Source organism: Holdemania filiformis DSM 12042 (genome assembly GCF_000157995.1).
GTDB lineage: Bacteria > Bacillota_I > Bacilli_A > Erysipelotrichales > Erysipelotrichaceae > Holdemania > Holdemania filiformis.
Map to the genome: position 1 here is coordinate 13,450 of NZ_GG657552.1, position 23,312 is coordinate 36,761.

28 protein-coding genes are annotated in these 23,312 nt (G+C 52.3%); 21 read left to right on the forward strand and 7 right to left on the reverse strand.

What is annotated here, in order from left to right:
* Window positions 1–61: 61 nt before the first annotated feature.
* From lysS to HOLDEFILI_RS00920, 3 genes are all read left to right on the forward strand, one after another.
* Window positions 62–1,552 (forward strand): lysine--tRNA ligase, encoded by a 1,491-nt coding sequence (lysS, locus tag HOLDEFILI_RS00910; protein WP_006057432.1) that lies wholly within the window; start codon window positions 62–64, stop codon window positions 1,550–1,552.
* A gap of 180 nt (window positions 1,553–1,732) precedes the next feature.
* Window positions 1,733–2,521 (forward strand): MerR family transcriptional regulator, encoded by a 789-nt coding sequence (locus HOLDEFILI_RS00915; RefSeq protein WP_006057433.1) that lies wholly within the window; start codon window positions 1,733–1,735, stop codon window positions 2,519–2,521.
* A gap of 71 nt (window positions 2,522–2,592) precedes the next feature.
* A complete protein-coding gene (locus HOLDEFILI_RS00920; RefSeq protein ID WP_050766898.1) occupies window positions 2,593–4,101 on the forward strand; it encodes an FAD-dependent oxidoreductase in 1,509 nt (502 codons plus the stop codon).
* Window positions 4,102–4,252: 151 nt separating this feature from the next.
* Here HOLDEFILI_RS00920 and HOLDEFILI_RS00925 read toward each other — a convergent pair whose 3' ends face one another.
* The gene (locus HOLDEFILI_RS00925; protein ID WP_006057435.1) at window positions 4,253–4,585 is read right to left on the reverse strand and encodes a winged helix-turn-helix transcriptional regulator; all 333 of its coding nucleotides are present in this window, start codon (window positions 4,583–4,585) and stop codon (window positions 4,253–4,255) included.
* 148 nt (window positions 4,586–4,733) lie between these two features.
* Here HOLDEFILI_RS00925 and HOLDEFILI_RS00930 point away from each other — a divergent pair, with 148 nt between their 5' ends.
* From HOLDEFILI_RS00930 to HOLDEFILI_RS00945, 4 genes are all read left to right on the forward strand, one after another.
* A complete protein-coding gene (locus HOLDEFILI_RS00930) occupies window positions 4,734–5,135 on the forward strand; it encodes a pyridoxamine 5'-phosphate oxidase family protein (RefSeq protein WP_039863629.1) in 402 nt (133 codons plus the stop codon).
* Between the two features lie 61 nt (window positions 5,136–5,196).
* Window positions 5,197–5,802, forward strand: a complete 606-nt coding sequence (locus tag HOLDEFILI_RS00935) for a 4Fe-4S dicluster domain-containing protein (RefSeq protein ID WP_006057437.1) — start codon at window positions 5,197–5,199, stop codon at window positions 5,800–5,802.
* Window positions 5,799–6,584, forward strand: a complete 786-nt coding sequence (locus tag HOLDEFILI_RS00940) for a protein-ADP-ribose hydrolase (protein ID WP_006057438.1) — start codon at window positions 5,799–5,801, stop codon at window positions 6,582–6,584. The genes HOLDEFILI_RS00935 and HOLDEFILI_RS00940 overlap by 4 nt, the downstream gene beginning before the upstream one ends.
* An 86-nt stretch (window positions 6,585–6,670) precedes the next feature.
* Window positions 6,671–7,537 carry an SIR2 family NAD-dependent protein deacylase gene (locus HOLDEFILI_RS00945; RefSeq protein ID WP_006057439.1) on the forward strand — a complete coding sequence of 289 codons (867 nt, stop codon included), beginning with the start codon at window positions 6,671–6,673 and terminating at the stop codon, window positions 7,535–7,537.
* A gap of 30 nt (window positions 7,538–7,567) precedes the next feature.
* Here the strand turns inward: HOLDEFILI_RS00945 and HOLDEFILI_RS00950 are convergent, their stop codons facing one another.
* Window positions 7,568–8,458 (reverse strand): AraC family transcriptional regulator, encoded by an 891-nt coding sequence (locus tag HOLDEFILI_RS00950; RefSeq protein ID WP_039863630.1) that lies wholly within the window; start codon window positions 8,456–8,458, stop codon window positions 7,568–7,570.
* Window positions 8,459–8,570: 112 nt separating this feature from the next.
* Between HOLDEFILI_RS00950 and HOLDEFILI_RS00955 the strand changes: the two genes are divergently transcribed.
* The 14 genes from HOLDEFILI_RS00955 to HOLDEFILI_RS01025 all read left to right on the forward strand — a co-directional run bounded on the left by HOLDEFILI_RS00955 (window position 8,571) and on the right by HOLDEFILI_RS01025 (window position 20,084).
* On the forward strand, window positions 8,571–9,401 hold the full coding sequence (locus HOLDEFILI_RS00955) for a histidinol-phosphatase HisJ family protein (protein WP_039863631.1): 831 nt from the start codon (window positions 8,571–8,573) through the stop codon (window positions 9,399–9,401).
* Between the two features lie 187 nt (window positions 9,402–9,588).
* On the forward strand, window positions 9,589–9,987 hold the full coding sequence (locus HOLDEFILI_RS00960) for a hypothetical protein (protein WP_006057442.1): 399 nt from the start codon (window positions 9,589–9,591) through the stop codon (window positions 9,985–9,987).
* Window positions 9,894–11,858: a hypothetical protein gene (locus HOLDEFILI_RS00965; protein ID WP_006057443.1), complete on the forward strand. Its 1,965-nt coding sequence runs from the start codon at window positions 9,894–9,896 to the stop codon at window positions 11,856–11,858. The genes HOLDEFILI_RS00960 and HOLDEFILI_RS00965 overlap by 94 nt, the downstream gene beginning before the upstream one ends.
* A 20-nt stretch (window positions 11,859–11,878) precedes the next feature.
* Entirely contained in the window at window positions 11,879–13,114 is a 1,236-nt protein-coding gene (locus tag HOLDEFILI_RS00970; protein WP_039863634.1) for a metallophosphoesterase, read from the forward strand.
* 288 nt (window positions 13,115–13,402) lie between these two features.
* Window positions 13,403–13,918, forward strand: coding sequence for a nitroreductase family protein (locus tag HOLDEFILI_RS00980; RefSeq protein WP_006057446.1), 516 nt, complete (start codon window positions 13,403–13,405; stop codon window positions 13,916–13,918).
* Window positions 13,919–13,933: 15 nt separating this feature from the next.
* Window positions 13,934–14,407 carry a flavodoxin gene (locus HOLDEFILI_RS00985; RefSeq protein WP_006057447.1) on the forward strand — a complete coding sequence of 158 codons (474 nt, stop codon included), beginning with the start codon at window positions 13,934–13,936 and terminating at the stop codon, window positions 14,405–14,407.
* 156 nt (window positions 14,408–14,563) lie between these two features.
* Complete coding sequence (locus tag HOLDEFILI_RS00990; protein ID WP_039863636.1) at window positions 14,564–15,208, forward strand: DUF3796 domain-containing protein; 645 nt, start codon at window positions 14,564–14,566, stop codon at window positions 15,206–15,208.
* A 4-nt stretch (window positions 15,209–15,212) separates the two neighbouring features.
* Window positions 15,213–15,413 carry a helix-turn-helix transcriptional regulator gene (locus tag HOLDEFILI_RS00995; protein ID WP_006057449.1) on the forward strand — a complete coding sequence of 67 codons (201 nt, stop codon included), beginning with the start codon at window positions 15,213–15,215 and terminating at the stop codon, window positions 15,411–15,413.
* Window positions 15,414–15,476: 63 nt separating this feature from the next.
* Complete coding sequence (locus tag HOLDEFILI_RS01000) at window positions 15,477–16,376, forward strand: MerR family transcriptional regulator (protein ID WP_006057450.1); 900 nt, start codon at window positions 15,477–15,479, stop codon at window positions 16,374–16,376.
* A 198-nt stretch (window positions 16,377–16,574) separates the two neighbouring features.
* Window positions 16,575–16,997, forward strand: a complete 423-nt coding sequence (locus HOLDEFILI_RS01005) for a DUF3842 family protein (RefSeq protein WP_006057451.1) — start codon at window positions 16,575–16,577, stop codon at window positions 16,995–16,997.
* 120 nt (window positions 16,998–17,117) lie between these two features.
* Window positions 17,118–17,633 carry an ECF transporter S component gene (locus HOLDEFILI_RS01010; protein WP_006057452.1) on the forward strand — a complete coding sequence of 172 codons (516 nt, stop codon included), beginning with the start codon at window positions 17,118–17,120 and terminating at the stop codon, window positions 17,631–17,633.
* On the forward strand, window positions 17,630–18,142 hold the full coding sequence (locus HOLDEFILI_RS01015; protein ID WP_006057453.1) for a hypothetical protein: 513 nt from the start codon (window positions 17,630–17,632) through the stop codon (window positions 18,140–18,142). The genes HOLDEFILI_RS01010 and HOLDEFILI_RS01015 overlap by 4 nt, the downstream gene beginning before the upstream one ends.
* Before the next feature lie 364 nt (window positions 18,143–18,506).
* Window positions 18,507–19,655: an aldo/keto reductase gene (locus HOLDEFILI_RS01020; protein ID WP_006057454.1), complete on the forward strand. Its 1,149-nt coding sequence runs from the start codon at window positions 18,507–18,509 to the stop codon at window positions 19,653–19,655.
* 66 nt (window positions 19,656–19,721) lie between these two features.
* Window positions 19,722–20,084 carry a MerR family transcriptional regulator gene (locus HOLDEFILI_RS01025; protein WP_006057455.1) on the forward strand — a complete coding sequence of 121 codons (363 nt, stop codon included), beginning with the start codon at window positions 19,722–19,724 and terminating at the stop codon, window positions 20,082–20,084.
* 205 nt (window positions 20,085–20,289) lie between these two features.
* Here HOLDEFILI_RS01025 and HOLDEFILI_RS01030 read toward each other — a convergent pair whose 3' ends face one another.
* The 5 genes from HOLDEFILI_RS01030 to HOLDEFILI_RS01050 form a co-directional block, all read right to left on the reverse strand.
* Complete coding sequence (locus HOLDEFILI_RS01030; RefSeq protein WP_006057456.1) at window positions 20,290–20,697, reverse strand: PTS sugar transporter subunit IIA; 408 nt, start codon at window positions 20,695–20,697, stop codon at window positions 20,290–20,292.
* A complete protein-coding gene (locus tag HOLDEFILI_RS01035; protein WP_006057457.1) occupies window positions 20,694–21,263 on the reverse strand; it encodes a YcxB family protein in 570 nt (189 codons plus the stop codon). Before HOLDEFILI_RS01035 ends, HOLDEFILI_RS01030 begins: the two co-directional genes overlap by 4 nt.
* Before the next feature lie 12 nt (window positions 21,264–21,275).
* Entirely contained in the window at window positions 21,276–21,980 is a 705-nt protein-coding gene (locus tag HOLDEFILI_RS01040) for an N-acetylmannosamine-6-phosphate 2-epimerase (RefSeq protein ID WP_006057458.1), read from the reverse strand.
* Window positions 21,980–22,825 (reverse strand): PTS system mannose/fructose/sorbose family transporter subunit IID, encoded by an 846-nt coding sequence (locus HOLDEFILI_RS01045; protein ID WP_006057459.1) that lies wholly within the window; start codon window positions 22,823–22,825, stop codon window positions 21,980–21,982. Before HOLDEFILI_RS01045 ends, HOLDEFILI_RS01040 begins: the two co-directional genes overlap by 1 nt.
* On the reverse strand, window positions 22,825–23,312 hold a 488-nt coding region (locus tag HOLDEFILI_RS01050; RefSeq protein WP_039863637.1), incomplete at its 5' end, for a PTS sugar transporter subunit IIC. The genes HOLDEFILI_RS01045 and HOLDEFILI_RS01050, both read right to left, overlap by 1 nt.

Genomic DNA, 23,312 nt, shown 5'->3' on the forward strand with positions numbered 1-23,312 from the left:
TGATAACTCTCGTCCCTATCGGATTTGAGAGTTTTTTTATAGGCAAAAGGAGGAAAAGAAAATGGAACAGAAGTTATCAGAACAAGAACTGGTTCGCCGTCAAAAGATGGAGGATCTTCGGGCTAAAGGCATCGATCCGTTTGGCCATGCGTTTGCGCGCACACACCGCTCCGCACAGCTGCGGGAAGAATATGGCGAAGTAAGTCAGGAAGAACTGGAAGAAAAAAAGATTCCGTGCGCCATTGCCGGCCGCATCATGACCAAGCGCCGGATGGGCAAGCTGGGCTTTATGCACTTGCAGGACCGCGATGGCCAGATTCAGGTTGTCGTCAACAAGGGCGTGGTTGGAGAAGAGGTTTATGAACTGTTTAAAGCTGCCGATCTGGGCGATATCGTCGGGATCGAAGGCTATGTCTGCAAGACCAACACCGGAGAACTGTCGGTGAAGGCGGAGAAACTGGAGCATCTGACCAAGGCGCTGCGGCCGCTGCCGGAAAAATTCCACGGCCTGCAGGATGTTGAGGAACGTTTCAGAAGACGGTATGTTGATTTGATCATGAATGAAGACAGCCGCAAGATCGCGATGCTGCGTCCGAAAATTATCCGCGCTGTTCAGCATTATCTGGATGGCCAGGGCTTGATGGAAGTCGAAACCCCAGTGCTGCAGCCGATTTTAGGCGGCGCCGCGGCAAGACCGTTCGTGACTCATCACAACACACTGGATATGGATTTCTATCTGCGGATTGCAACAGAGCTGCCGTTAAAGCGCCTGATCGTCGGCGGACTGGAAGGGGTTTATGAAATCGGCCGCCTGTTCCGCAACGAAGGCATGGATCCGAAGCACAATCCGGAATTTACAACGGTGGAAGCGTATGTGGCTTACAGCGATATCGAAGGGATGATGGCGCTGAACGAAGGACTGTTTGAAAGCGTCGCGATGGAAGTTTTCGGCAAGACTGACTTCACGCTGGGCGACAAGCAGATTTCCCTGAAAGCTCCGTATAAGCGCTGGCACATGGTCGACGCGGTGAAGGAAGTCACGGGCGTTGATTTCTGGAAAGCCATGAGCGTTGAGGAAGCGCTGGCTTTGGCAAAGGAACATGGTGTTGAAGTCCAGCCGCATGAACGCACGGTCGGTCATATCATCAACCTGTTCTTTGAACAGTTCTGCGAGGAAAAGATCACGCAGCCGACGTTTGTCTATGGTCATCCGGTAGAGATTTCGCCGCTGGCCCGGAAGAATGCTAAGGATCCGCGGTTCACAGATCGCTTTGAGCTGTTGATCTACGGCACGGAATATTCCAACGCGTTCAGCGAGCTGAACGATCCGATCGATCAGCGCCAGCGTTTTGAGGAACAGCTGAAGCTGAAGGAAATGGGCGACGCGGAAGCCAGCGAAATGGATATCGACTATGTCGAAGCGCTGGAATACGGCTTACCGCCGACCGGCGGCATCGGCATTGGAATCGACCGCTTCGTGATGCTGCTGACAGGCCAGGAATCAATCCGCGAAGTGCTGTTATTCCCGCACATGAAGAATCGCAACGAGTAAGAAATAGAAACAGAAGAGGAATGGCTGATTCAAAGGCGATTCCTTTTTTTGTTGAGTTAAGGATGAAGCCAAACAGAAATTTCTGGTAGTCCATGTTTTTTCGAGGGAAACTCAGGTAATAAAAGAAACTGATAATTCACTCATGAATAATGGTAAAATGATAGGCGAGAGGTGAAGCCTATGTTTAAAACCGGTCAGTTATCCCGGGCTTTTGAAATTGATCGAACAAGCTTGAACCATTATGTCCGCACCGGTCTGCTCAATCCGGAAATGCTGGACAATCAATATCATACCTACTCGTTTCAGGATTTCGTCGCGCTTTCCTATATCCGGCATTACCGCGGTCTCGGCTTTTCCATGAACGAGATCAAAGCGCTGACACGACAGAAGGACAATGAGGAAAAGCTCCAATATTGCCAGAATGAAATGCGGACAATTGACGATCAGATCCGTCTGCTGCAGCTGAAGCAGCGCTTTCTGGAAAATTTTATGAACCTGCTTCGTTTCTATGAAAGCTATCGCGATCATCCGGTGCTGCTGATGACGGAGCCTTATTATTTTATCAAACGGGAAGCGCTGGAGGATCCAGTGCTGAAGGCGTTGTATAAGCAGCTGCCCAGCAATGAGTTCACGGCGGTTTGCGATCCGGATTTCAAAGTGACGCTGCGGCCACAGTCGGCGCAGGGACTGGTGCTGAAAGAAGCGTGGGTCAAAGAATTTCAGCTTCCACTACCGGAACAGGCTATTTTTTATCCGGCGGAACAGCGTTGCCTCTGCGCGTTTCGTGTCGGGGGAACGGAGTTTGAAATACAGCTGCAGGCGTCCTTGCAAAGTTTATATCAGACGATGGAAGAACAAGGCGTGCGGCTGCAGCGGGAGTTTGTCATTTATCTGTTGATCAGTAAGTACAATCAGGCGGACGAATATTTCGACGTCTATGTTGATATTCCTCTGAAAATGCTTGACTGATGAATCGTTCATCAGTTTATACTTTTCTTGTGAATAGATGAACGATATCTGTTTTCAAGGAGGGAAAGAATTTGAAAGAGTGTTCAAGAAGAAATTTCATCAAAGGCATGGCGGCGTCAGCGGCCACACTGGCTGTCGGCGGACTGTTAGCTGGATGCGCGACGAATGAAGCGCCGAAAGCTGAAAACCAAGGCGGCGGGGAACAGCGGACTTGGGATAAGGAAACTGACGTTCTGATCTTAGGCGCCGGCGGCGCGGGTATGTGCGCAAGTTATGAAGCGACCCAGGCCGGCGCGAAAGCGCTGATTCTGGAAAAAGCGGAAAGCTTCGGCGGTACGTCGATCCGTTCCGGCGGGATTATCCAGGCTTCCGGCACCGCGGCTCAGAAAAAATTGACGAGCTATCAGGAGGATACGGCGGAAAAACATGCGCAGTATTATCTGGAAGAGGGCGAAAGCACGCTGGACGAGGAACTGGTTAAGGACATGACAGCTGGTTCGGCGGGCCATATCGAATGGCTGGAAAGTCTGGGGCTGGAATTCACCAACGTCACCGGTTCCGCTCATGTGCCGATGGCGGATGAGAGCAATTATGCCGACCGGATTCATGGAACAGCCGTCGGCGCTTCCGGGATGTTCACGGCGGTTCATGATGCGGCGGAGAAGAGCGGCGTTGAATTTATGTATAACACGGAAGCGACCCAGCTGATCGTTGAAAACGGCAAGGTCGTCGGCGCGGAAGCGATATCGGAAGGCAAAACCATCACGATCAAGGCGAATAAGGGCGTGATCATCGCGACATCCAGCATTGACCACAATCAGGAAATGAGCAAGGCGCTGAGTCCAAATCAGTATTATGACAATGCCAATTCGATCTGCGCGGCGGCGCCGACCAACACCGGCGACGGAATCCGGATGGCGGCGGCGATCGGCGGACAGCTGACGCATTTTGGCGGGGTGATCGACCTGACAGGCAAGACCAGTGCCGGCATTAACCGCCAGACGCCGCTGATGCCTTGTTTCTTCGTGAATAAATACGGGCGTCGTTTCGCCTGCGAAGATACGACGTATGCTTTGACTTCGCGCGAACTGTGGCGGGAGATGACCAAGACGAATCATGCCTGCTACACCATCTGCGGTCCGAATGCCGTTATGACCAAAGAAAAGCTGGATGAAATGGTCGCGTCCGGCAAAGCCTTTACGGGGGCGACGATGCAGGAACTGGCGGCGCAGATTGACGTCGACGGCGAAAATCTGCAGGCGACGCTGGATCAGTGGAACAAGGATATCACAGAATCCGGGAAGGATCGTCAGTTTGACCGTGCGACCGGATTGGAAGTCATCGAAGGTCCGTATTACGCGTTTGAAGAAGGGTTCATGAACCTGGGCTCGATCGGCGGTCTGAAGATTACCCTGAACTGCGAAGTCGTCAACACCCAGGGCGAAGTGATTCCGGGGCTGTATGCCGCAGGCATGGCGTCCGCCGGCTGGGTGGGCCCGTTCTATCCGGGATCGGGAACCGCTTTATTGGGCGCGATTCACTGGGGCCGCAAAGCGGGCAAGGTAGTCAGCGCGCTGTAAAGCTGCGGGCTGAGAGCATTGATCAGCGAAAGTAAAATTTGATCTATTTAAAAACGACAGGATGCAGATAACGCCCTGTCGTTTTTACGTCCAAAAATTGTGGCAAAGGTCAGATCGTGGGGAAATTCGCGGTGAAACCGTTAACCTTGAGCTAATGCTTCGCCTGATAATCCGAACCCCATGCCTGCATCGCGTCGAGCACCGGCTTTAAACTTGATCCCAGTTCAGTCAGCGCGTACTCCACCCGCGGCGGAACCTCGGCATACACGGTGCGCGTCAGTAAGCCGGAAGCTTCCATTTCTCTTAACTGCGCCGTCAGGACCTTCTGTGTCACCGTACCGATCGATTTCTTCAATTCCCCGAAGCGTTTCGCTCCGGGCAGTAAATCCCGCAGAATGAGAACCTTCCATTTGTTGCTGATAAGCGTCAGAGTGACTTCCACCGGACAGGCTGGCAGTCGCTTCTCCTGGATTACTTCGCTCATAATCTCCCTTCTTTCCTCATTAGTATCTTTTTGGAACCTAGAGCACAATTAAGTGCTTACTTTCGTTTTGATCCCTTTGATGCTATTCTAATCCTGACAAAGGACAAACACAAGTCCTTTTGTGGAAAACCTGAAGGAGGAAAAGAAAATGCAGGAAGTAATTCAGTTTTTAAACGAAAATCCGGTTCAATATCTGGCGACGGTTGGCCGCGATGGCAAGGCGAAGTGCCGTCCGTTCATGTTTGCCGGTGAAAAAGACGGCAAGCTGTGGTTCTGCACGAACAACACGAAGGAAGTCTATCAGGATATGCTGATGAATCCCAATGTTGAGCTCAGCGTAGCCAGTCCGGCTTATGCCTGGATTCGCCTTAATGGTAAAGTTGTTTTTGAGGATAACCGTGCCGTTAAGGAAATGTGCCTTGAAAATCCGATTGTCAAAGGGCAGTATCAGACGCCGGACAATCCGATCTTCGTCGTCTTCTATCTGGCAAACGCGCACGCTGTGATCGCTGATTTCTCCGGTAATCCGCCACAGGCAACCACGCTGTAACCGACAAACCGGCAGACCGTTGAGGTCGGCCGCTTTTTAGCGGAGAAAGGGGGACAGAGTTATGGAAAAGGAAGCTATTTTAAGAATCTTGCAGGAAGACATTCATTCGACTATCGCCGCGACCTTGGGAGAAGACGGACATCCGCAGACCCGGGCGATCGACATCATGTTGATCGAAGACGGGAAACCAATCTTTTTGACCGCGCGCGGCAAAGCGTTTTACGATCAGCTGATTACGCAGAAGTTTATCGCGCTGTCGGGGGTAAAGGCGGGGATTTCCGTATCGTTGCGAGGCCAAGTGCGGCCGGCGGATCCGGGATTGCTGGATCTGGCCTTTGAACGAAATCCTTATATGCAGAGGATTTATCCAGGAACAACCCGGCAGGCGTTGGTCATGTTTGAGCTTTATGAAGGGCAGGGTGAGATTTTCGATCTCAATCAGCGGCCGGTTTATCGCCAGCGCTTTACGATCGGCGAAGTCGAACCGGCAGGCATGCGGTATGGGATCACAGCGAAGTGCGACGGCTGCGGCGTTTGTTTGAGTGTTTGTCCGCAGCAGTGTATTGAGCTGACCGGCAAACAGGCGCACATCCGTCAGGAACATTGTCTGCATTGCGGGCAGTGCCAGCAGCATTGCCCTAAGCAGGCTGTGGTGCGCGAGCCATGAATCAGCAGGAGCGCTGCGTCTGGCTGATCCGTCAGCTTCTGCGTGAACAGAGATGGGAAGATCAAATAGAAATTCCCGATCAATTTCCTCAGTGCCAACGCTTGCTGCGCGGCCTGATGAACGTCCGTCCACCCTGGCCGGCGGATCCGGAATGGCTGCGGATTCAGGACGATTATTTACAGACTGAACTGAATTCTTCTGTCATACCCGATGCAACCGAATTGCCTGAGCTGGAGCCGGGCATCAGTCTGTGGCAGGGCGATATCACCAAAATCAAGGCGGACGCGATCGTCAACGCCGCCAACAATGCACTGTTAGGCTGCTTTATTCCTAATCATGGCTGTATTGACAACGCGATTCACTCGGCGGCCGGGATCCAGTTGCGACAGGCTTGCCAGACCTTGATGGAAAAACAAAAAATGCCGGAGCCAGTCGGCCAGGCTAAAATCACGCCGGGCTTTAATCTGCCGGCTTCGTGGGTTTTGCATACTGTCGGTCCGCAAATTCAGGGTGTCCTGAAACCCCGGCATTGCGAGCAGCTGGCTTCCTGTTATACCGCGTGCTTGCAGAAAGCGGCTGATTTTCAGTTGAAAACGCTGGTCTTCTGCTGCATCTCGACAGGGGAGTATCACTTTCCTCCGCAGACGGCGGCGCCGATAGCGATTCGTACAGTCCGGACATTTCTGGCCCGCAGCGGCTATCCATTCAAGGTTATATTTAACGTATTCCGCGATCAGGATGCTCAGCTTTACCGCTCACTGCTGGGACACTCCGACGACTGATCCGTGATCTGGTTTGTTATGGGAAACCGGAATAGGTTGAAACAGAGTTCCTTTTATTCTATCAATCCGAAAGGCAGGAATTGACAATGCAAGAGAAACAAGACAAGTCCCAGGAAGGGGCCATTGCGGCTTTGCGGAAAGCATTGAAGGAGGCGCAGGCCGTCGTGATCGGCGCGGGGGCCGGCCTCTCCATCAGCGCCGGCTTCTCGATGTCTGGTCCGCGATTTTATGAACATTTCCAGGATTTCGCGGATGCGTATGGATTTCAAGATATGTATTCCGGCGGATTTTACCCATTTGATACGCTGGAGGAATACTGGGCCTATTGGAGCCGGTATATTGAGCTGAACCGGTACAGCCCTGCCCGCTATCCGGTGTATGAACGGCTGCTGGAACTCGTGCAGGGGAAGGATTATTTTGTGATCACGACCAATGTCGATCATCAGTTCCAGAGGGCGGGATTCGATCATCACCGCTTGTTCTACATGCAGGGCGATTATGGACTGTGGCAATGCAGCGTGTCGTGTCACCAGAAAACCTATGACAATGAGGCGCTTGTGCATGAAATGGTTCGGTCGCAAACCAATCTTCGGATCCCCTCGCGGCTGATTCCCCGCTGTCCCCGCTGCGGCAAACCGATGAGTATGAATCTGCGGATCGACGCCACCTTTGTCGAGGATCCAGGCTGGCATGCGGCGGCTCGGCGCTATGGCGATTTTCTCCGGCGGCATGCGCACAAAAAAATATTGTTTTTGGAGCTGGGGGTGGGACTGAATACGCCGGGGATTATAAAATACCCTTTCTGGCAGAGGACGACGCAAAATCCCCAGGCCATGTATGCTTGCCTGAATCTTGGTGAAGTCTATGCGCCGGAAGAAATCGCGGAAAGATCAATCTGTCTGAGCGTGAACATTCGCGACTTCTATTTAACATCGTCTGATCTCAAATTTTAACGTTCAACAACCGCTGGAACCTCATGAATTTCAAGCAACCTGAAGCCTGTTATGTTCCTTCCGGTATTGCGTCGGACTTTGGTCAAAGCCTTTGCGGAAAGCCTCCGCGTAGTAGCTGGCGCTGCCAAAACCGACGGCCAGCGCGATCTCCGTTACGGACATGGCGGTGTTCCGCAGCAGCTCTAGGCTTTGATAAAGGCGGTATTGATTGACGTAGGCCATCGGCGTCTGATTCAGAAAGCGCATGAACAATTTGCAGCATTTACTTTGCCCGACCGCTCCGCTGGCGGCGATTTGAGCCAACGTTAACTTTTGGGCAAAGCGCAGATGAATGGTTCCGACCATGACTTTTAAACAACGCAGATCCGGATTTTCTACATCGGTTACAACCGCAGGAGGAAGGTTTTCCACCAGCAGCGCTCCGATCGCAGCCATCCTGGACAAGGCCTGAAGCGGGGCAGAATGGGTGTCAGCTCCGGCTTCAATCGCCAGAATATGATCACGGATTTCTTTCTGCCACGGAATTTCCGGCCGCAAAAAAACGAAGGGGGCCGCAGTGTTTTCGATCAGCGGATCAATAAGATTCCGTTTGAATGAAGGCAGCGGACAAAGCAGCTGCGGATGCAGAAGCAGACATAGGAACGTACATTCTGTCCGGTCGGGGGAAAATCCATAGTGCATCTGACGGGCGTTGACGATGAGCCCCTCACCGCTGTTTAACGTTAAAATCTCGCCGCTGACATTGTAGCTCATCGATCCCGAGTGCACGACAATGAACTCCAGATCCTCATGCCAATGATTCAGCGCGGTATAATTGGGATAATCGGAGAGCCGGCCCGGACAATGATAAATCGGATAGGCCGGATCGTTGTAGCGGATTTTTTCCGATGCGTCAGCGTTAAGTTCTACTTGTGTTTTCATCATTCACCTCGCAGGATTGTTATAGAAATACGCAGGATAAGAATAGAAAAGATTAAAAATTCACTCTATAATTATGGATAGATTGGAGATATCAGTCAAGGAGGGGAACACGATGTTTGCGGATTATCATGTCCATACCGAATTCAGCGACGATTCCGTTTATCCGATGGAAAGCGTCGTTCAGGATGCGATCCGGATGAAAATAGACGAGCTTTGCTTTACCGATCATGTCGATTATGGAATCAAGGAAGACTGGGACAGCGGCAAGCCGATTGTATATCGGGGGCAGGATCCGCTGGCGAATGTCGACACGCCGCGCTACATCCGCGAAATTGATCGGATGAAGCAGAAATACGGCGGCCAGATCACGCTCAAAATCGGGCTGGAGTTTGGCGTTCAGGTTCATACGATCGGTCAGTTTGAGGCCTTGTTCAAACGGTATTCCTGGGATTTTATTCTTCTTTCGATCCACCAGGTGGAAAATCAGGAACTCTGGACACAGGATTTCCAGCGTGGGAAATCACAGCAGGAATACAATGAACGCTACTATCAGGAATTGCTGGAGGTTGTTCAGAAATATAAGCATTACAGCGTACTGGGACATCTGGATTTGATCAAGCGCTACGATCCTGCGGGAATTTATCCGTTTGAGCGGGTCAGACCATGGATTGAGAAGATTTTGAAGGTGGTCGTCGCGGAGGGGAAGGGGATTGAAATCAATACGTCGGCGAAGCGCTACGGATTGACAGAAACAATGCCCTCCATCGAGATTTTGAAATGTTACCGGGAATGCGGCGGCCGGATCGTGACGATCGGCAGCGACAGTCACAAACCAGAGCATCTGGGAGCCGGGATCAGCGAAGCGAAGGAACTTCTGAAATCGCTGGGTTTTGACAGCTACTGCACGTTTGATCAGATGCAGCCTGTCTTCCATGACCTGTAAAGAATAAACGGTCATTCATAACGGATAAGAGAAGGTCGGTGAACCGGCCTTTTTGCGTCAGAACGGGCGAAAGTAGAAAAGTGGAATCAAAAGAGCTTGAATCTTATAGAGATCTGTTAGAAACTAACATCAGGAAGATCGCGGAGTCCGGCGTGTATTCGCGGTCATTTTTAAAGGAGCGGAATCAATGAAATTAGAATGGACGGAAACAGGAAAAATAAAAAGTTGTGTTTTTCATGAGGAAGCGGTGTCTTTTCGGCAGGATGACTACGGCGGTCCGGCCTGGCAATGCCGGTTAGGGGAAGAACTGCGCACGTCAACGACACCGCGTTATCGGGAAGGCTGGTTTAAGGAAGCCTTCTTCGGTGTGGAGCTGCGTTATCGTTTCCAGACGGAAGGGGATAGTCTGATCATCGAGGCGGAAGCGGAGAATCAAAGCTCGCAGACGATGCCGCTGGATCAGCTGGGCTGCGCATCGGGCTGGACTGCGCCATGGAAAGCTATCCGCAATGGGACACGGTGTTCGTGCCGACGCTATTGCGGTGCGAGAAAACGTATTTCTGGGGTTTTCTGTCCAGTCCTTTAGGCCGGCGGCTTGGGATTTACAGTCCGGATCCGATCGCCAGCTGGCATCTCGACTACAACCGGTTTTTCGCGGATGGCGGACATCGGATCATGACGTTCTGTCTGGATTTTCTGCAAAGCGGGAAGCTGCCGGACCGGCATCCTCAATCCCAGCCGCTTAAGCCGTGGGAAACGCGCCGTTGGCGGATTGAAATCGCGGAGCTGGCTCCGGAACAAACCGTGCCATCGTGGCTGGCGGAAAAGGGCGTACCGGTTTTCGCGGGTGAGCGCTGGAGCGCGGAATGCAGGAGTCCGCTGGAATTTGAACTGTTGTCCCGGACCGAACCGACGCTGATGGCTGAAGGCCGGCCAGTGCCTTGTCTGCTGAAAAAGTCAGGCGTGTATACAGTGCGGCTGGAATCAGATCAGCCCCGTGAACTTCGTCTGACAGTCTCGAACGGGAAGCATCAGAGCGAAGCCTGGGTGCAGTTTATCCATCCGTGGCGGACGATCATGGAAGAAGCGGCGCGTCAGTCGCTGAGTCAGCCGCAGAAAATGGGAACTCATTGCGAAAGCTGGTATGGTTTGTTTACCGGCGCGGCGGCGATTCTCCATCATCTGGATTTTGACTGCGCGGCGTATCTTGAGAAGGTCCGCGAACTGGTGTCGCTGGGCTTTGACGTTGAACAAGGCTGCCCGACCGTGCATCCCGGCCGAATTCAGAACACCGCCTGCATGATCGGTTTAATGGCGGATCTCGGCGCCGCGCTGCACAGTACGGAACCGCTGGAGCTGGGTGCGAAGCTGGCTGACTGGCTGATCGAACACAGTCAGCGGGAAGACGGTGCTTTCTGCAACGGCAAAGGAAAGCACTACACAAGTGTTATTTATATTGCGAAAAGCCTGCTCGAGCTGGTTCTGGAAGAACGCCGGCAGCCGGAAGCTTCCTGGCATGCGCGCGCTCAGCGGCACTTTGAGGCGGCGAAGCGGGCAATTGATGAGCTGGCGCTGCATCGCGATAACATTGAAACCGAAGGCCAGGCCACGCTGGAGGATGGGATGCTGACATGCTCTGTCGCGCAGCTGACGATGCTGGCGAAAATGCTGGAGCCGGAAGAACGCCGGCCGTATATCGAAGCGGCAGAATGCTTAGTCCGCAAGCACCGCTGTCTGGAACGGAGTGTCGTGGCGGACAGCCGCTGCAGCGGAACGACGCTGCGGTTCTGGGAGGCGCAGTACGACGTGCTGACAATGGGCAACATGATCAATTCTCCGCATGGCTGGAGCGCCTGGAAGGTGTACGGCATGATGGATCTGTATCTGCTGAGCGGCCGGCGCGAATATCTGATCGACGCGATGAATACGCTGATGAGCTGCATCAGTCTGCTGGATGTGGAAAACAAGACGCTGAACTGGGCGTTTGTGCCCGATCCGCACCGCGAGGTCATGACCTTCGTTCCGGATCCGGAAAACCCCGGCCGCGGAAAGTTTCAGGCCCGGACGATCGCGGAGGAGCGCGTCGGAATGATCAGCGGCTGGTATCATGCGCCCAAAGATACCGCGGTGTTCGGCTATCTCGGCAGCTGGCCGGACGTGACGACGGATCAGGGTGGCTGCTGCGACAACGATGTGCATGAGATTTTTAAATGCGTGGAGGAAGTCATATTAACCCGCGCTTATGTTCATGAGGAGGACGGCCGGCGGGACGCGTTTCACTGCACGGTGGAAAACACGGCGAAGGGACTGACGATCCGGCCGCGGGAAACCTTAGTGGATCAGGTCCATGTCCGATTAACGCAGCCGATGAACGTCACGGTGGAGTTTGCCGGTGAGCGAGTGAACGCCCGGCTGCAAAACGGCTGGATCACCCGGACAGGAATCCGGGCCGAGTGAAACGGCAGAGGAGAAAGACCATGACGGGAAAATGGAAAATCGGGATCGCCGTCAGCGCCCTGTTGTTAAGCGGGTGCGCCAAAGCAAGTACACTGCCGAAGAAGAACGAGCCGCTGACGCTGGTCGTCGCCACGGATCTGCATTATTTAGCGCCTGAGCTGCATGATCAGGGCGAACGCTTTCAACGTTTGATTGAGCAAAGCGACGGCAAGCTGACGGAAGAGAGTGAAGCCCTCGTCGATCAGTTCGTTCAGGAAATGTTGCAGAAGAAACCGCAGGCTGTCCTGCTGAGCGGTGATCTGACTTTCAACGGCGAAAAGCTCAGCCATCAGCGGCTGGCGCAGAAGCTGCAGGGTCTGACAGAAGCCGGCATCGACGTGTGGGTGATTCCCGGCAATCATGATCTGAATAACCCTTCGGCTGCTTCCTTCAGTCAGGCTCAGGCCCGGCCCACCGAATCGGTCAGCGCTGCGGAGTTTGCCGCGATCTATCAGAATCTGACCCGTCATTCCGCAATCAGCTGCGATCCTCAATCGCTGAGCTGCCTTGTCCCGTTGGCGGAAGACGTTCAGCTGCTGCTGATCGACGCCAATCGTCCGGAAGATCCGGGCGTTGTGAGCGAAGAAACGCAGCGTTGGATCGAGACACAGCTGGAAAAAGCGCAGGCTGATCAACAAACTGTACTCTCCCTCAGTCATCAGAACCTGGCTGATCACACAACGATGTTCTCCTCTGGATTTACCGCGCGGGGAGCCGAATCCGTCCGAGCGCTGCTCAGCACTTATGATGTGCGCGTGAATTTCAGCGGACACATGCATATTCAGCACATTCAGAAGCAGGACGGGCTCACGGATATCGCAACGTCCTCCTTGTCCGTTGCGCCGCTGCATTACGGCGTGATTACGCTGGATGCGGACCGCACGCTGCATTATCAGACCGAATCACTGGCTGATCCTGACTTGCAAGGTCAGGCGAAGCTCTGTTTTGATCAGACAACCCGGCGGCAAACACAAAGGGCGCTTGAGGCGCTGGAACTGAGTCCGCAGGAAAAGGCGGCGATGGTTGAGCTGGTGGTCACAATGAATGATGAAATCTTTGCGGGAACGCTGGCGCAAAACGCGGAGCGGATCTTACAGGATCCCGCCTGGGGGTTATGGCAAAGCACAGGAAAAGACTTGTTTTTCGGTCAGTATCTGGAGGCGATGCTCAGCGAAGCGACGCCGGATAATAATGAAATCACAATCGCGCTGCGGTGAACCAAAAACCGGACAGCCTTCTTTCGGCAATATCCGAAACCGGGCACAGGCAGGCGGCTCAATTTTTCAGGAAGGAAGCCAATCGCTTTATCCGGTATGCGGAAAATGAATCGCAAACCAGAGAAGATAAGCATTTTACATTTGTAAAATCTGGAACTATACTGGAGATGAATCAGGATAAATCTGAGCGTCTTCGGTATTTTTTCATTTTGAATCAACTCGCAAAGCGATTCGACGGAGAAATCATAGAATAATACCGGAACGAACAGATGGAGGGAGGCATGAAAGATGGAATTCACTCAAGTTGTTCAAAATCGTTACTCATGTAAGAAATTCGACGGCCGGCCTGTGGAAAAAGCACAGCTGGAAGCAATCTTAGAAGCCGGAAGGCTGGCTCCGACAGCGAAGAATTTGCAGGAACAGAGAATTTACGTCATCCAGTCCGAGGCTATACTGGAAAAACTGGATCAGGTCACGCCATGCCGGTATAACGCGTCCACGGTCATCGTGGTTGCCTTCGATAAGAATAACGTGTTTACCTATCCGGGCGGACAGCGCGATTCCGGCGTCGAGGATGCGACGATCGTTGCGACGCACATGCTGCTGGCGGCGAAAAACGCGGGTGTCGACAGCTGCTGGGTCAATTACTTCAATCCAGAAGACATGGCCAGACTGTTGAATTTGCCGGAGAATGAAGAAGTGCTGATGGTTCTCGATCTGGGGTATGCGGCGGAAGGCTTTAAGGCATTGCCGGCGCACAGTCAGCGCAAGCCGCTTGCCGAGACCGTGACCTATTTGGAGTAAAAGGAGAATAATGGAATGAGTAAAAAATTAGTCGCTTATTTTTCAGCCAGCGGAGTAACCGGGAAAGTCGCCAAAACCCTGGCTATCGCAATCAACGCCGATCTGTTTCAGATTGAGCCGGTTACGCCTTATACCGATGCCGATTTAAATTGGAACGATCCGCAGTCCCGCAGTTCAGTGGAAATGCAGGATAAAACCTTCCGGCCTCAAGTGAAAAATAAGGTGGAAAAGATGGAAGACTATGACACAATCTTCGTCGGATTTCCGATCTGGTGGTATGTCGCACCGACGATCATCAATACTTTTTTGGAACAATATGATCTGACCGGCAAAAAAGTGATTCCCTTTGCGACTTCCGGTTCCAGCGGGATGGGCAATACCAACGCGGAACTTCGATGCTCCTGTTCCGGCGCGGTTCTTTGCGAAGGCCGGCGCTTTGCTTCCTCAATTGGGGCTGATGCGCTGAAAGCCTGGGCTGATCCATTCTAAAATACTGCTGAAGCACCGTGGAGAACCGCGGTGTTTTTTTCATATCGAAACTAAAAAAATAAATGTGATCTATTTATCTCAAAAAGATTGACTTTCAATATATGCGTGATATATTTGTCTCATAAAGAGAGAAATAAATCTCTTGGAGGTGCTCTGATGAATCGAAAGTCAATGACACGTTGGCTGATCGCCGGAGGTCTGGTTCTGGCGGTAATGCTGGCATCCTGTGCTTACTCCGTTCTTTACAATGAAAGCCGTTGGGTCGCACCGATGGACTTATCCACCTATCAGTTCCGGATTCAGGATCTGCCGATGCTGATCGCGGTGCCGCTGTTTGCCGTGTATATTCTGGCACTGGGCTTCCGTTTGTTTCAAGCCGCAAGACGGCAGCGTCTGCAGGGACAGCCTGGCTACACCCGGCATCTGGATCCACGGATGGGACTGTTTGGTTTATTTGGATTTCTGGGCTTTCTTGGTTTTTGGACCTATACAACCCAGCGCGTGATCTTTCCGTTTTTCTTCTTCATCTTCTTCGGCTTTTTCGGTTTCTACTACGAAGGCAAGCTGTCTGATACGCTGGCGGATGAAATGTTTGAGGAACACCGTCTGAAAGCGCAGTTAAAAGCGTATAAGATCGGCATGAGCCTGATCTTCCTGATGCTGTGGCTGGTCGGCTTTGGTTTATTCAGTCAACAGCTGGACTATGTTGCGATCTATCTGACCATCGGAATTTCCCTGGCCTATGCCGTTACGGTGTTCATGAGCGAATATCTGTTATATCGCTATGAACGTCAGGAGTAGAACGATGCCGGAATTTACCTGTCAGTTAAAACAATACCGCGTCGCCAAGGGCCTGACCCAGGAACAGCTGGCGGAGCTCGTCCATGTCCGCCGGGAAACGATCATGCGGCTGGAAAAAGCCCAGTACAACCCGTCGTTAAAGCTGGCGATTGATATCTCCCGCGTTGTTGATCAACCTATCGAAAAGCTTTTTATCTTCGATTAAGGGATTTCGCTTGACCCGGACGCCGCGTCCGGGCTTATACTCAGACTGCGAGGTGATGAAACGATGCGGATTAACGAAGCGGCCGAACATCTGGGATTGAGCCAGCGGGCGCTGAAATACTATGAAAAGGAAGGGCTGCTGGAAGTCCGGCGGGATGAAAACGGCTACCGCAATTACAGTACGCAGGATTTAGAGCGGCTGAAAAAAATATCGCTGTACCGCAAGCTGGGGATTGCGATCAAAGATATTGAAAGTCTGTTAAATACAGAAGATCCGGTACGGCTGCGGGAAATTCTGGCGCAGAAGCGAGATCAGCTGCAACAGGATCAGACACAGCTACAATCATTGGAAAAATATTTGGACGACGGCAATCTCGATGAGGCGTTCCAGCAAATCGACTACGAAACGATCGGCCAGGCAATTCAGGATATGTTCCCGGGCTTTACCGGTTATTACTTTATGCATCACTTTATGCCGTATTTGCAGATGCGGATCACGAGCCCTGAGCAGCAGGCCGCATATCAGCGAATCCTGACGTTTTGGGATACGACGACGATTCAAGTCCCGCTGGTCATGCGGCTGATCAGCTATCTTCAATACAAGCTGAATCGTCTGAATTTATTTGATCAGACGGAAACGATGGAAAAACGCATGCGGCAGATGATCGAAATGAGCGATCACGATTATGAAAAACTGAAAAAACAGGTGTTAAGCGGAGTGAAGATGAAGACAAGCTTCCCGATGAAATACCATCCGGCCTTCGTCAGCCAGCGTAAATTCATGAAACGGCTTCAGGATGCCGGATATAATGATATTTTTATTCCAAGCATGATCGCGCTATCGCCGGCTTACAAACGCTATCACGACGCGCTGACAGCGGTCAACCAGCGGCTGTGCGACGATCTGGGCCTGTATTACGATTCCAACTATGTGCTGAGGCTGAAGAAAAAAGACTTGGGTTAAGCATGAAGCCGGTGCGAAGCGCGGACAGATTTCGCTCAGTTGCACCGTTTTTTCTGTGATATCGGGTTAAAAATATAGGAATCTTTTCGCTCTTCCAGAGAAATTTCTCTGGTTTTTTCATTGGAATTCTAAAAAAAGCTTGACCTGGAGTCAACTACAGGTGTTAATGTTATAGAGGACGGAAAGAGGGGATCCTGGATGAAAAAAGACGCGCCGTTAGTTGTCGTGATCGACGGTCAGGGCGGCATGATCGGAAGGAAGCTCTGCGATCAGCTGCTTGAGGGTAAGCCGGATCTTTCGCTGTTAGCGCTGGGCACCAACAGCGCCGCCACCTCGGCGATGCTCAAAGGCAAAGCAAAGCAGGGCGCGACAGGGGAAAACCCGGTTCTCGTCGCAGCGCGGAGGGCCGCGGTGATTGCCGGTCCGGCGTCGATTGTCGTCGCGGATTCGATGCTCGGGGAAATCACGCCGAAGATGGCGTCCGCGATTGGACAGAGCGAGGCGGAAAAGGTTCTGATTCCGCTGAACCGCTGCGGTATTCTGATCGCCGGGGTGCAGGACTGCCCGGTCGATGAGCTGATTGAAAAAGCGGCGGCGATGATCCTGAAGCTGATCGCCTGATTCCCGGTTCCGGCTGCAGCCGGAATCTTATGTCTTACCGGAAACAAAAAAGCGAATGCGGAAATCACGAAGGTTTCCAAGCGGCAGAGCACTGTTGTTTTTGAGTAGGAGCATACAAAGATGAAAAACACGAAACACTTAATTATTACTGCCTTGTGTATGACCTTGGGCGTCGTTCTGCCGATGGCTTTCCACATGATTCCCAACGCCGGCAGCGTGATGCTGCCGATGCACATCCCGGTTCTGCTGTGCGGCTTAGTCTGCGGACCGATTCTCGGTTTGATCTGCGGGATTTTCACCCCGGTTTTATCGTCGCTGATCACGGGGATGCCGGGGCCGGCCTATCTGCCAAGCATGATTTGTGAGCTGGCAGTGTACGGCTTGCTTGCCGGAGCGATGATCAAGCTGATCAAAACGGAAAAACCGCTGGTGAACCTGTACGCTTCGTTAATCACAGCGATGATCGGCGGCCGGATTGTTTATGGCCTGATGAACGCTTTGATTTTCAGAGCCGGGGCGTATTCGATTCAGATGTGGATGACGGCTTCGTTCGTCACCGCGCTGCCGGGGATTATCCTGCAGCTGCTGCTTCTGCCGGCGGTCGTTTACGCACTACAGAAGGCGAAACTGGCGTGAGCGAGCTGAACGAGATTCTGCTTTGGCATGTTGGACAGTACCCGGCGATGCAGCCGCAGGATGTCGTGAAGCTGATTTATCAGAACGAATTTGGCTGCGAGCATCTGATTGGGGATCCGGCGGGCATGCTGGAGTATTTAAAACGGGAGATCGCTGAAAACGCACAGCGGAAAGTCGAACGCCGTTGGGATGAGATCGGCAGCGGTCTGGTCCGGCTGCATCTGGCCGGGCTTAAGGAACAAGACGCGGAAGCGATCTTTGATGCAATGCGGCAGACGGCCGCTCAGCATTCAGGATCGGAGGACAGTTTTCAGTCGAAGCTGAAAGAAATGCGCCGGTTATGTCAGGAAGACAAGCTGCCGTTTGACGAACAAACGCTGGACGCCTGGCTGGCCGGTTATCCGGGCGGGCCGGTTCATCATTCCGATCTGTTCCGGCATCAATATCACCCGGCCTATCGGGTTGTTTTGCGCAGTCTGGCCGCGGCCATGAGCGATCAAAATTCCTGAATACGATGTTCCGGAGAGTGAAGAAAAGTTAAAATTGAAAGCAGGAAAAGAAACTGAGAAACAACCGGCTGAAGCGTGGTGGTCTCAGTTTTTTTGTATTTGTTAATCTATATTGTAATTGGCTTCCTATTTTTTTGTAACTAAACGATCACTGATCATTTTCATCCGGGTTATAATTCAAATTATTATAATTACAATTATAATAAAGGGTTATGTTTGAAAGTGTTTAGAGGATTCTTTCCTTGTTTACCGTTATAGAAAATCACTTTTATAGGAAATCAATAAAAAAAGCTTGACCTGGAGTCAGCTCTAAGGGTTACGATAGAGGAAGAAAAAAGGTAGTGGAAAACAGGAGGGCTGGAAGATGATCTATCGAGCGTTGGGCAACACCGGTTTACAGGTCAGTGAAATCGGACTGGGCTGCGAAGGATTTACGGAACAGGAAGGGATGGGAACCTATGCGTTAGTCGACGCGGCGGCGGATGCAGGAATCAATTATTTTGATCTGTATTCGCCGGATCCTAATCTGCGTCTGCATTTAGGCAAAGCGCTGGCGGGCCGGCGCGATCAGTTTATTATCCAGGCCCATTTATGCTCGGTGTGGAAAGACGGTCAGTATAAGCGCACGCGTATACTGGAAGAAGTCCAGGCCGGCTTTGAGGATTTGTTACATCAGCTGCATACCGATCATGTGGAAATCGGCATGATTCATTACGTGGATTCGCTGAAGGATTGGCAGGCGGTGGCGGAAGGGCCGGTGATGCGCTATGCGCAGCAGTTAAAGCAGGAAGGCCGGATTGGACACATCGGGTTGAGCAGTCATAATCCCCAGGTGGCGATTCAGGCGGTGGAAAGCGGTCTGATCGAGGTGTTGATGTTCAGTGTCAATCCATGCTATGACCTGCAGCCGGGCGACGAGGATCTGGAAAAGCTGTGGGCGGATGAAAGCTACGCCCAGCCGTTAGTCAATATGGATCCCCAACGGGAAGCCTTATATGAACTATGCCAGCGTCAAGGCGTCGGCATCACGGTCATGAAGCCATTTGGCGGTGGCGATCTGTTGGATGAGAAGCTGTCGCCGGCAGGCAAAGCGCTGACGCCGGTTCAATGTCTGCATTACGCCTTAACCCGGCCAGGTGTCGCCACTGTCTTGCCAGGTGCGCATTCCGTTGGGGAGCTGCGCCAGAGCGTGGCTTATGAAACGGCGAGCGCAGCGGAGCGGGACTATGCTTCAGCGCTGGCTTCCTTCCCGAAGATCAGCTGGAAGGGACATTGCATGTATTGCGGTCACTGCGCGCCGTGTCCGATGGGCATTGATATCGCGACGGTGACGAAGTTCTTGAATCTGGTGAAGGCGCAGGGGGAAATGCCGGAGACGGTACGTGAACATTACGCGGTCTTGGAACATACGGCTTCCGAGTGCGTCGGCTGCCATGCCTGTGAAAACCGCTGTCCGTTTGACGTGGAAGTCACTGAGAATATGCGGCAGGCGGTCAACGTGTTCGGTAAATAAGATTCGGGCTTTCATTATCAAAGAAAAGTTGGTTTTAAGCCGAAGAAAGAGGAAAGGAGATTCAAGATGAACATTGCTGAAGTCAGTAAGAAATATGATTTAACCCAGGATACGCTGCGTTATTATGAGCGCGTTGGCCTGCTCCCCCGGGTGAACCGCACGTCCAGCGGAATCCGGGATTATTCGGAGGAAGACTGCCACTGGGTAGAGTTTATTAAATGTATGCGGCAGGCGGGCCTTCCGATCGAGGCCTTGATCGAGTATGTCGCTTTATATCAGAAGGGCGATGAAACAATCCAGGCCCGCAAACAGCTGTTAATCGAACAGCGGGAACAGCTGATCGAACGCATCCGCGAGATGAATGAAACATTGGAGCGGCTGAATTACAAAATCGAAGCTTATGAGCGCAACGCCGAATGCCGGCCCTAGGCTTTAAGAGTAGAAAAATTATTTAAATGAAAAGAATAAAAACCAGTGAAGCATTCAGATCAAGGAATCTGAGGCCGCTGGTTTTCTTTTAGGTATAAAGTTGAACATGCAGCGCAGATTTAATCCTTAATGGATTGACGTGTTCTGCATCGGTTAATCTGAAGACATCAAAAGCCGCAGTATGGACACCGCGGCTTTTCTCTTCTTATAATTCGAGTTTCTTTCTTAAATCCAACATGGTTTCCGGCGCCACTTCGCTGAGATGCGCCATAATGGAATTCAGATCGCCCTGGCTCAGCGAGCTCAAAGCTTCCATGACTAACGGCAGGTTGACGCCGGCGAAGCATTGAATTGGAATGTCGGAGAGTTCAGCCAGCGCCAGCGCGGTCATGTTGCACGGCGTGCCGGCGAACAGATCGACGAAAATCAAGACACCTTCACCCTCTTCAATTTCCCGGACTTTGGCGACGATCCGGTCTTTTAATTCCATTGGATTATCCTGCGGATTCAGGCTCAGCGCCGCAATCTGTTCCGCCTGGGGGAAGAACATCCCGGCACTGATCTTCAGTGCTTCGGCCAGGGGCCCGTGGGTAACGATCAAAATTTGAATCATGACGTTTTTCTCCTTTTCCTTGACGGATGTGTCATTCCGGGACCGGATGAACGCCCTGCGGCCGCCTGCTTTTGCCAGCGCAGCAGATCCTGACAAAACGTTCTAATCTCGTCGCCGCTGCCGATCACGCGGTTGGGCACGATGAACATTTGATCCTGATGATGGAAAAACAATAACGTGTGTTTTAAGGGAACGATCGATTGAAGATCGGCGGCAGTCAATGACAGTTCGCCGATTTTAATCACTTCTCCAAAAGATGCGGTGACCGGCGTATAATGCACCTCTGGTAATTGTTGAAGCAGACTGCTGACCTGGTTATGCAGATAAATCGTCCACAGCCAGCCACTGACCTTGCCGATCCACAAGCCGCAAAGTCCGATCGCAGCCAACCAGGCGGCCGGCTGTCCATTCCAATGAAAATAGAAAACGGTAAACAAAGTCAAGGCCGGAACGCAGAGGAGAAGCGCCAGACGCCGCCGCTTGTTGCGCGGAAGCAGGGACGCCATGAACTGATAGGCTTCCGCCAGTTCCGCCGCTTCCAGTGTGAACGTCCATTCCTTTTGCATTTGGCCGTTCCGTTACTTGGCCAGCTGCTGCCGGTAATGGTTGAGAAACCGCTCGGTGATCAGATGTGGCCGGGTGATCGCCGTTCCGATTGTGATCATATCCGCACCCGCTTCGACCACAGCGTCGATATCTTTTAATTCCCAGATCCGCCCCTCGGCGTTGACCGGCAAGGTGAAATCCTGTTTCAGCCGGCGTACTAGCTCGGTATCCGGACCTTCAATCGGATTGACCAGACCGGACAACGTCGTCGACAGGATATCGACACAGCCGCTTTCCGCGCAGAATCTGCACTCCTCATAGGTCGCGCAGTCAGCCATCACAGCTATATGCGGATAAGTCTCGTGGATCTCATGGAGCAGTGCTAGCAGCTCCGCTTTTCCCCGTTTGGTGGTGATCCGGGTGTCGAGCGCCAGGATATCCGCGCCCGCCTCCACAACCTCCCGCGCTTTTTCAAACGTTGGCGTAATAAAGACGTCATCCAGTTTTTTTTCGCCTTTCGGCATGACTTTGTTGATGCCGATGATGATCAGCTTCTCGCTGAGCGAGCGCGCCGCCCGAATGTCCTGCGGCCAGCAGCACCGCACCGCCTGAGCGCCGCCCAGCATGGCGCTCTGGACCATTTTTTTCATGGTTTCCGCACCGTACAGCGGAGTGTCCTCATAAGCCTGGCAGGAAACGATCAGCTGACCCAGACAGGCTTGTACTTTGGGTTTCATCAGACCGTTAAAATTCCTGAGAAGTAACCGAGGATCGCGATGACCAGATACAACAGGATCATCTTCGTCGCGCTCCAGTTCTTCTTTGCCATCAGATAATATGTGCCTAACGCTGCCAGGAAAACCGGAAGTTTTGGCCAGACGCCGTTGATCAAGGATTGCAGATCGACGATCACAACGCCGTCTTTAACATACTGGAAGCCCAGATTGATGTTCGCGTAAGCACAGGCGATACAGCCGACAACCATCAGACCCACGATGTTCAGTGCACTGATGATATCATCCTTCAGATCATTGCCGAGAATCAATTCCGCCGCTTTGGCACCAAAGGCCACGCCGCGATTGAATAAGAACCAGGTCAGCGGCAGCATAACCGCTAAGAAAGCGACGATGTAGAAGATCGCGCCGGTAATCTGACCATCCGCGCTTAAGCCGCAGGCAATCGCCAACAAAATCGGGATGAAGGTCCCAGGAAGCAAGGCATCGCCGATTCCTGCGAACGGTCCCATTAACGCGGATTTGATCGAAGTGATCAGGTCTTCTGGAATGTCCTCGCCGCGGGCTTTCTCCGCTTCCATGCCAAGGGTAATGCCTGGAATCAAGCAGCCGATAAACGGTTCGGTGTTGAAGAATGGTAAATGGCGGGCCATCAGCTCCTGCTGCTTCTGCGGATCGTTCGGGTACAGATCCTCGCGGATATCGCCGAACATCTTAACCATCGCCGGCGCCTGCATGGTTTCCGGCTGATATAAGGATAAATTAAAGCACATCCAGTTGATATAACACTTGCGGATCAATTTCTTGGAAAGCACGGAAGCTTTCTTGGTTTCCGGTGTATTCGTCATCAGTTCTGCACTCCTTTCCGGCTGCGGTTAATCTTGAATTCATACAAGGCGAACAACAGCGCGAACACTAAGACCGTCAGCATATCAACGCCCAGAACGCCGACAAACGCGAAACCGACGGTGAAGAAAATCAGATCCGTTGGGTTCTTGACCAACAGCTTCATTAAGATCGCGAAGCCGATCAGCGGCATCGGGTTACCGAAAATTGTCATGATGTCGATCAGCCACTGCGGCGAATTGGCGACAAGCATTTCAATGGCGCTCTGCCCCCAGTACAGGCAGATAAAGGTCGGAATGAAACGGAACAGGAACTTCACGATATTGCCCCAGACCGGAACCCAGGTTGCGGCTTCCAGCTTGCCTTGTTCAACCAGCTTCTTCTGATAGTTGACCGGCAGCAGCGTTGCGGCATAACATGGTGTGGCCATGATCTGTCCGATCGCGGAGGCGGTAACGGCCAGTGCGACCGTCGTGCCGGAATCCAGAT

Coding starts and splice junctions, on each gene's coding strand:
- HOLDEFILI_RS00915 (WP_006057433.1), top strand. CDS start 1,733: ATGTTTAAAACCGGTCAGTTATCCCGGGCTTTTGAAATTGATCGAACA.
- HOLDEFILI_RS01025 (WP_006057455.1), top strand. CDS start 19,722: ATGAACATTGCTGAAGTCAGTAAGAAATATGATTTAACCCAGGATACG.
- HOLDEFILI_RS01005 (WP_006057451.1), top strand. CDS start 16,575: ATGAAAAAAGACGCGCCGTTAGTTGTCGTGATCGACGGTCAGGGCGGC.
- HOLDEFILI_RS01030 (WP_006057456.1), bottom strand. CDS start 20,697: ATGATTCAAATTTTGATCGTTACCCACGGGCCCCTGGCCGAAGCACTG.
- HOLDEFILI_RS00935 (WP_006057437.1), top strand. CDS start 5,197: ATGGAAAAGGAAGCTATTTTAAGAATCTTGCAGGAAGACATTCATTCG.
- HOLDEFILI_RS00945 (WP_006057439.1), top strand. CDS start 6,671: ATGCAAGAGAAACAAGACAAGTCCCAGGAAGGGGCCATTGCGGCTTTG.
- HOLDEFILI_RS00980 (WP_006057446.1), top strand. CDS start 13,403: ATGGAATTCACTCAAGTTGTTCAAAATCGTTACTCATGTAAGAAATTC.
- HOLDEFILI_RS00930 (WP_039863629.1), top strand. CDS start 4,734: ATGCAGGAAGTAATTCAGTTTTTAAACGAAAATCCGGTTCAATATCTG.
- HOLDEFILI_RS01020 (WP_006057454.1), top strand. CDS start 18,507: ATGATCTATCGAGCGTTGGGCAACACCGGTTTACAGGTCAGTGAAATC.
- HOLDEFILI_RS01000 (WP_006057450.1), top strand. CDS start 15,477: ATGCGGATTAACGAAGCGGCCGAACATCTGGGATTGAGCCAGCGGGCG.
- HOLDEFILI_RS00925 (WP_006057435.1), bottom strand. CDS start 4,585: ATGAGCGAAGTAATCCAGGAGAAGCGACTGCCAGCCTGTCCGGTGGAA.
- HOLDEFILI_RS00955 (WP_039863631.1), top strand. CDS start 8,571: ATGTTTGCGGATTATCATGTCCATACCGAATTCAGCGACGATTCCGTT.
- HOLDEFILI_RS00940 (WP_006057438.1), top strand. CDS start 5,799: ATGAATCAGCAGGAGCGCTGCGTCTGGCTGATCCGTCAGCTTCTGCGT.
- HOLDEFILI_RS00960 (WP_006057442.1), top strand. CDS start 9,589: ATGAAATTAGAATGGACGGAAACAGGAAAAATAAAAAGTTGTGTTTTT.
- HOLDEFILI_RS01040 (WP_006057458.1), bottom strand. CDS start 21,980: ATGAAACCCAAAGTACAAGCCTGTCTGGGTCAGCTGATCGTTTCCTGC.
- lysS (WP_006057432.1), top strand. CDS start 62: ATGGAACAGAAGTTATCAGAACAAGAACTGGTTCGCCGTCAAAAGATG.
- HOLDEFILI_RS00995 (WP_006057449.1), top strand. CDS start 15,213: ATGCCGGAATTTACCTGTCAGTTAAAACAATACCGCGTCGCCAAGGGC.
- HOLDEFILI_RS00970 (WP_039863634.1), top strand. CDS start 11,879: ATGACGGGAAAATGGAAAATCGGGATCGCCGTCAGCGCCCTGTTGTTA.
- HOLDEFILI_RS01010 (WP_006057452.1), top strand. CDS start 17,118: ATGAAAAACACGAAACACTTAATTATTACTGCCTTGTGTATGACCTTG.
- HOLDEFILI_RS01045 (WP_006057459.1), bottom strand. CDS start 22,825: ATGACGAATACACCGGAAACCAAGAAAGCTTCCGTGCTTTCCAAGAAA.
- HOLDEFILI_RS00950 (WP_039863630.1), bottom strand. CDS start 8,458: ATGAAAACACAAGTAGAACTTAACGCTGACGCATCGGAAAAAATCCGC.
- HOLDEFILI_RS00990 (WP_039863636.1), top strand. CDS start 14,564: ATGAATCGAAAGTCAATGACACGTTGGCTGATCGCCGGAGGTCTGGTT.
- HOLDEFILI_RS00985 (WP_006057447.1), top strand. CDS start 13,934: ATGAGTAAAAAATTAGTCGCTTATTTTTCAGCCAGCGGAGTAACCGGG.
- HOLDEFILI_RS00965 (WP_006057443.1), top strand. CDS start 9,894: ATGGAAAGCTATCCGCAATGGGACACGGTGTTCGTGCCGACGCTATTG.
- HOLDEFILI_RS01035 (WP_006057457.1), bottom strand. CDS start 21,263: ATGCAAAAGGAATGGACGTTCACACTGGAAGCGGCGGAACTGGCGGAA.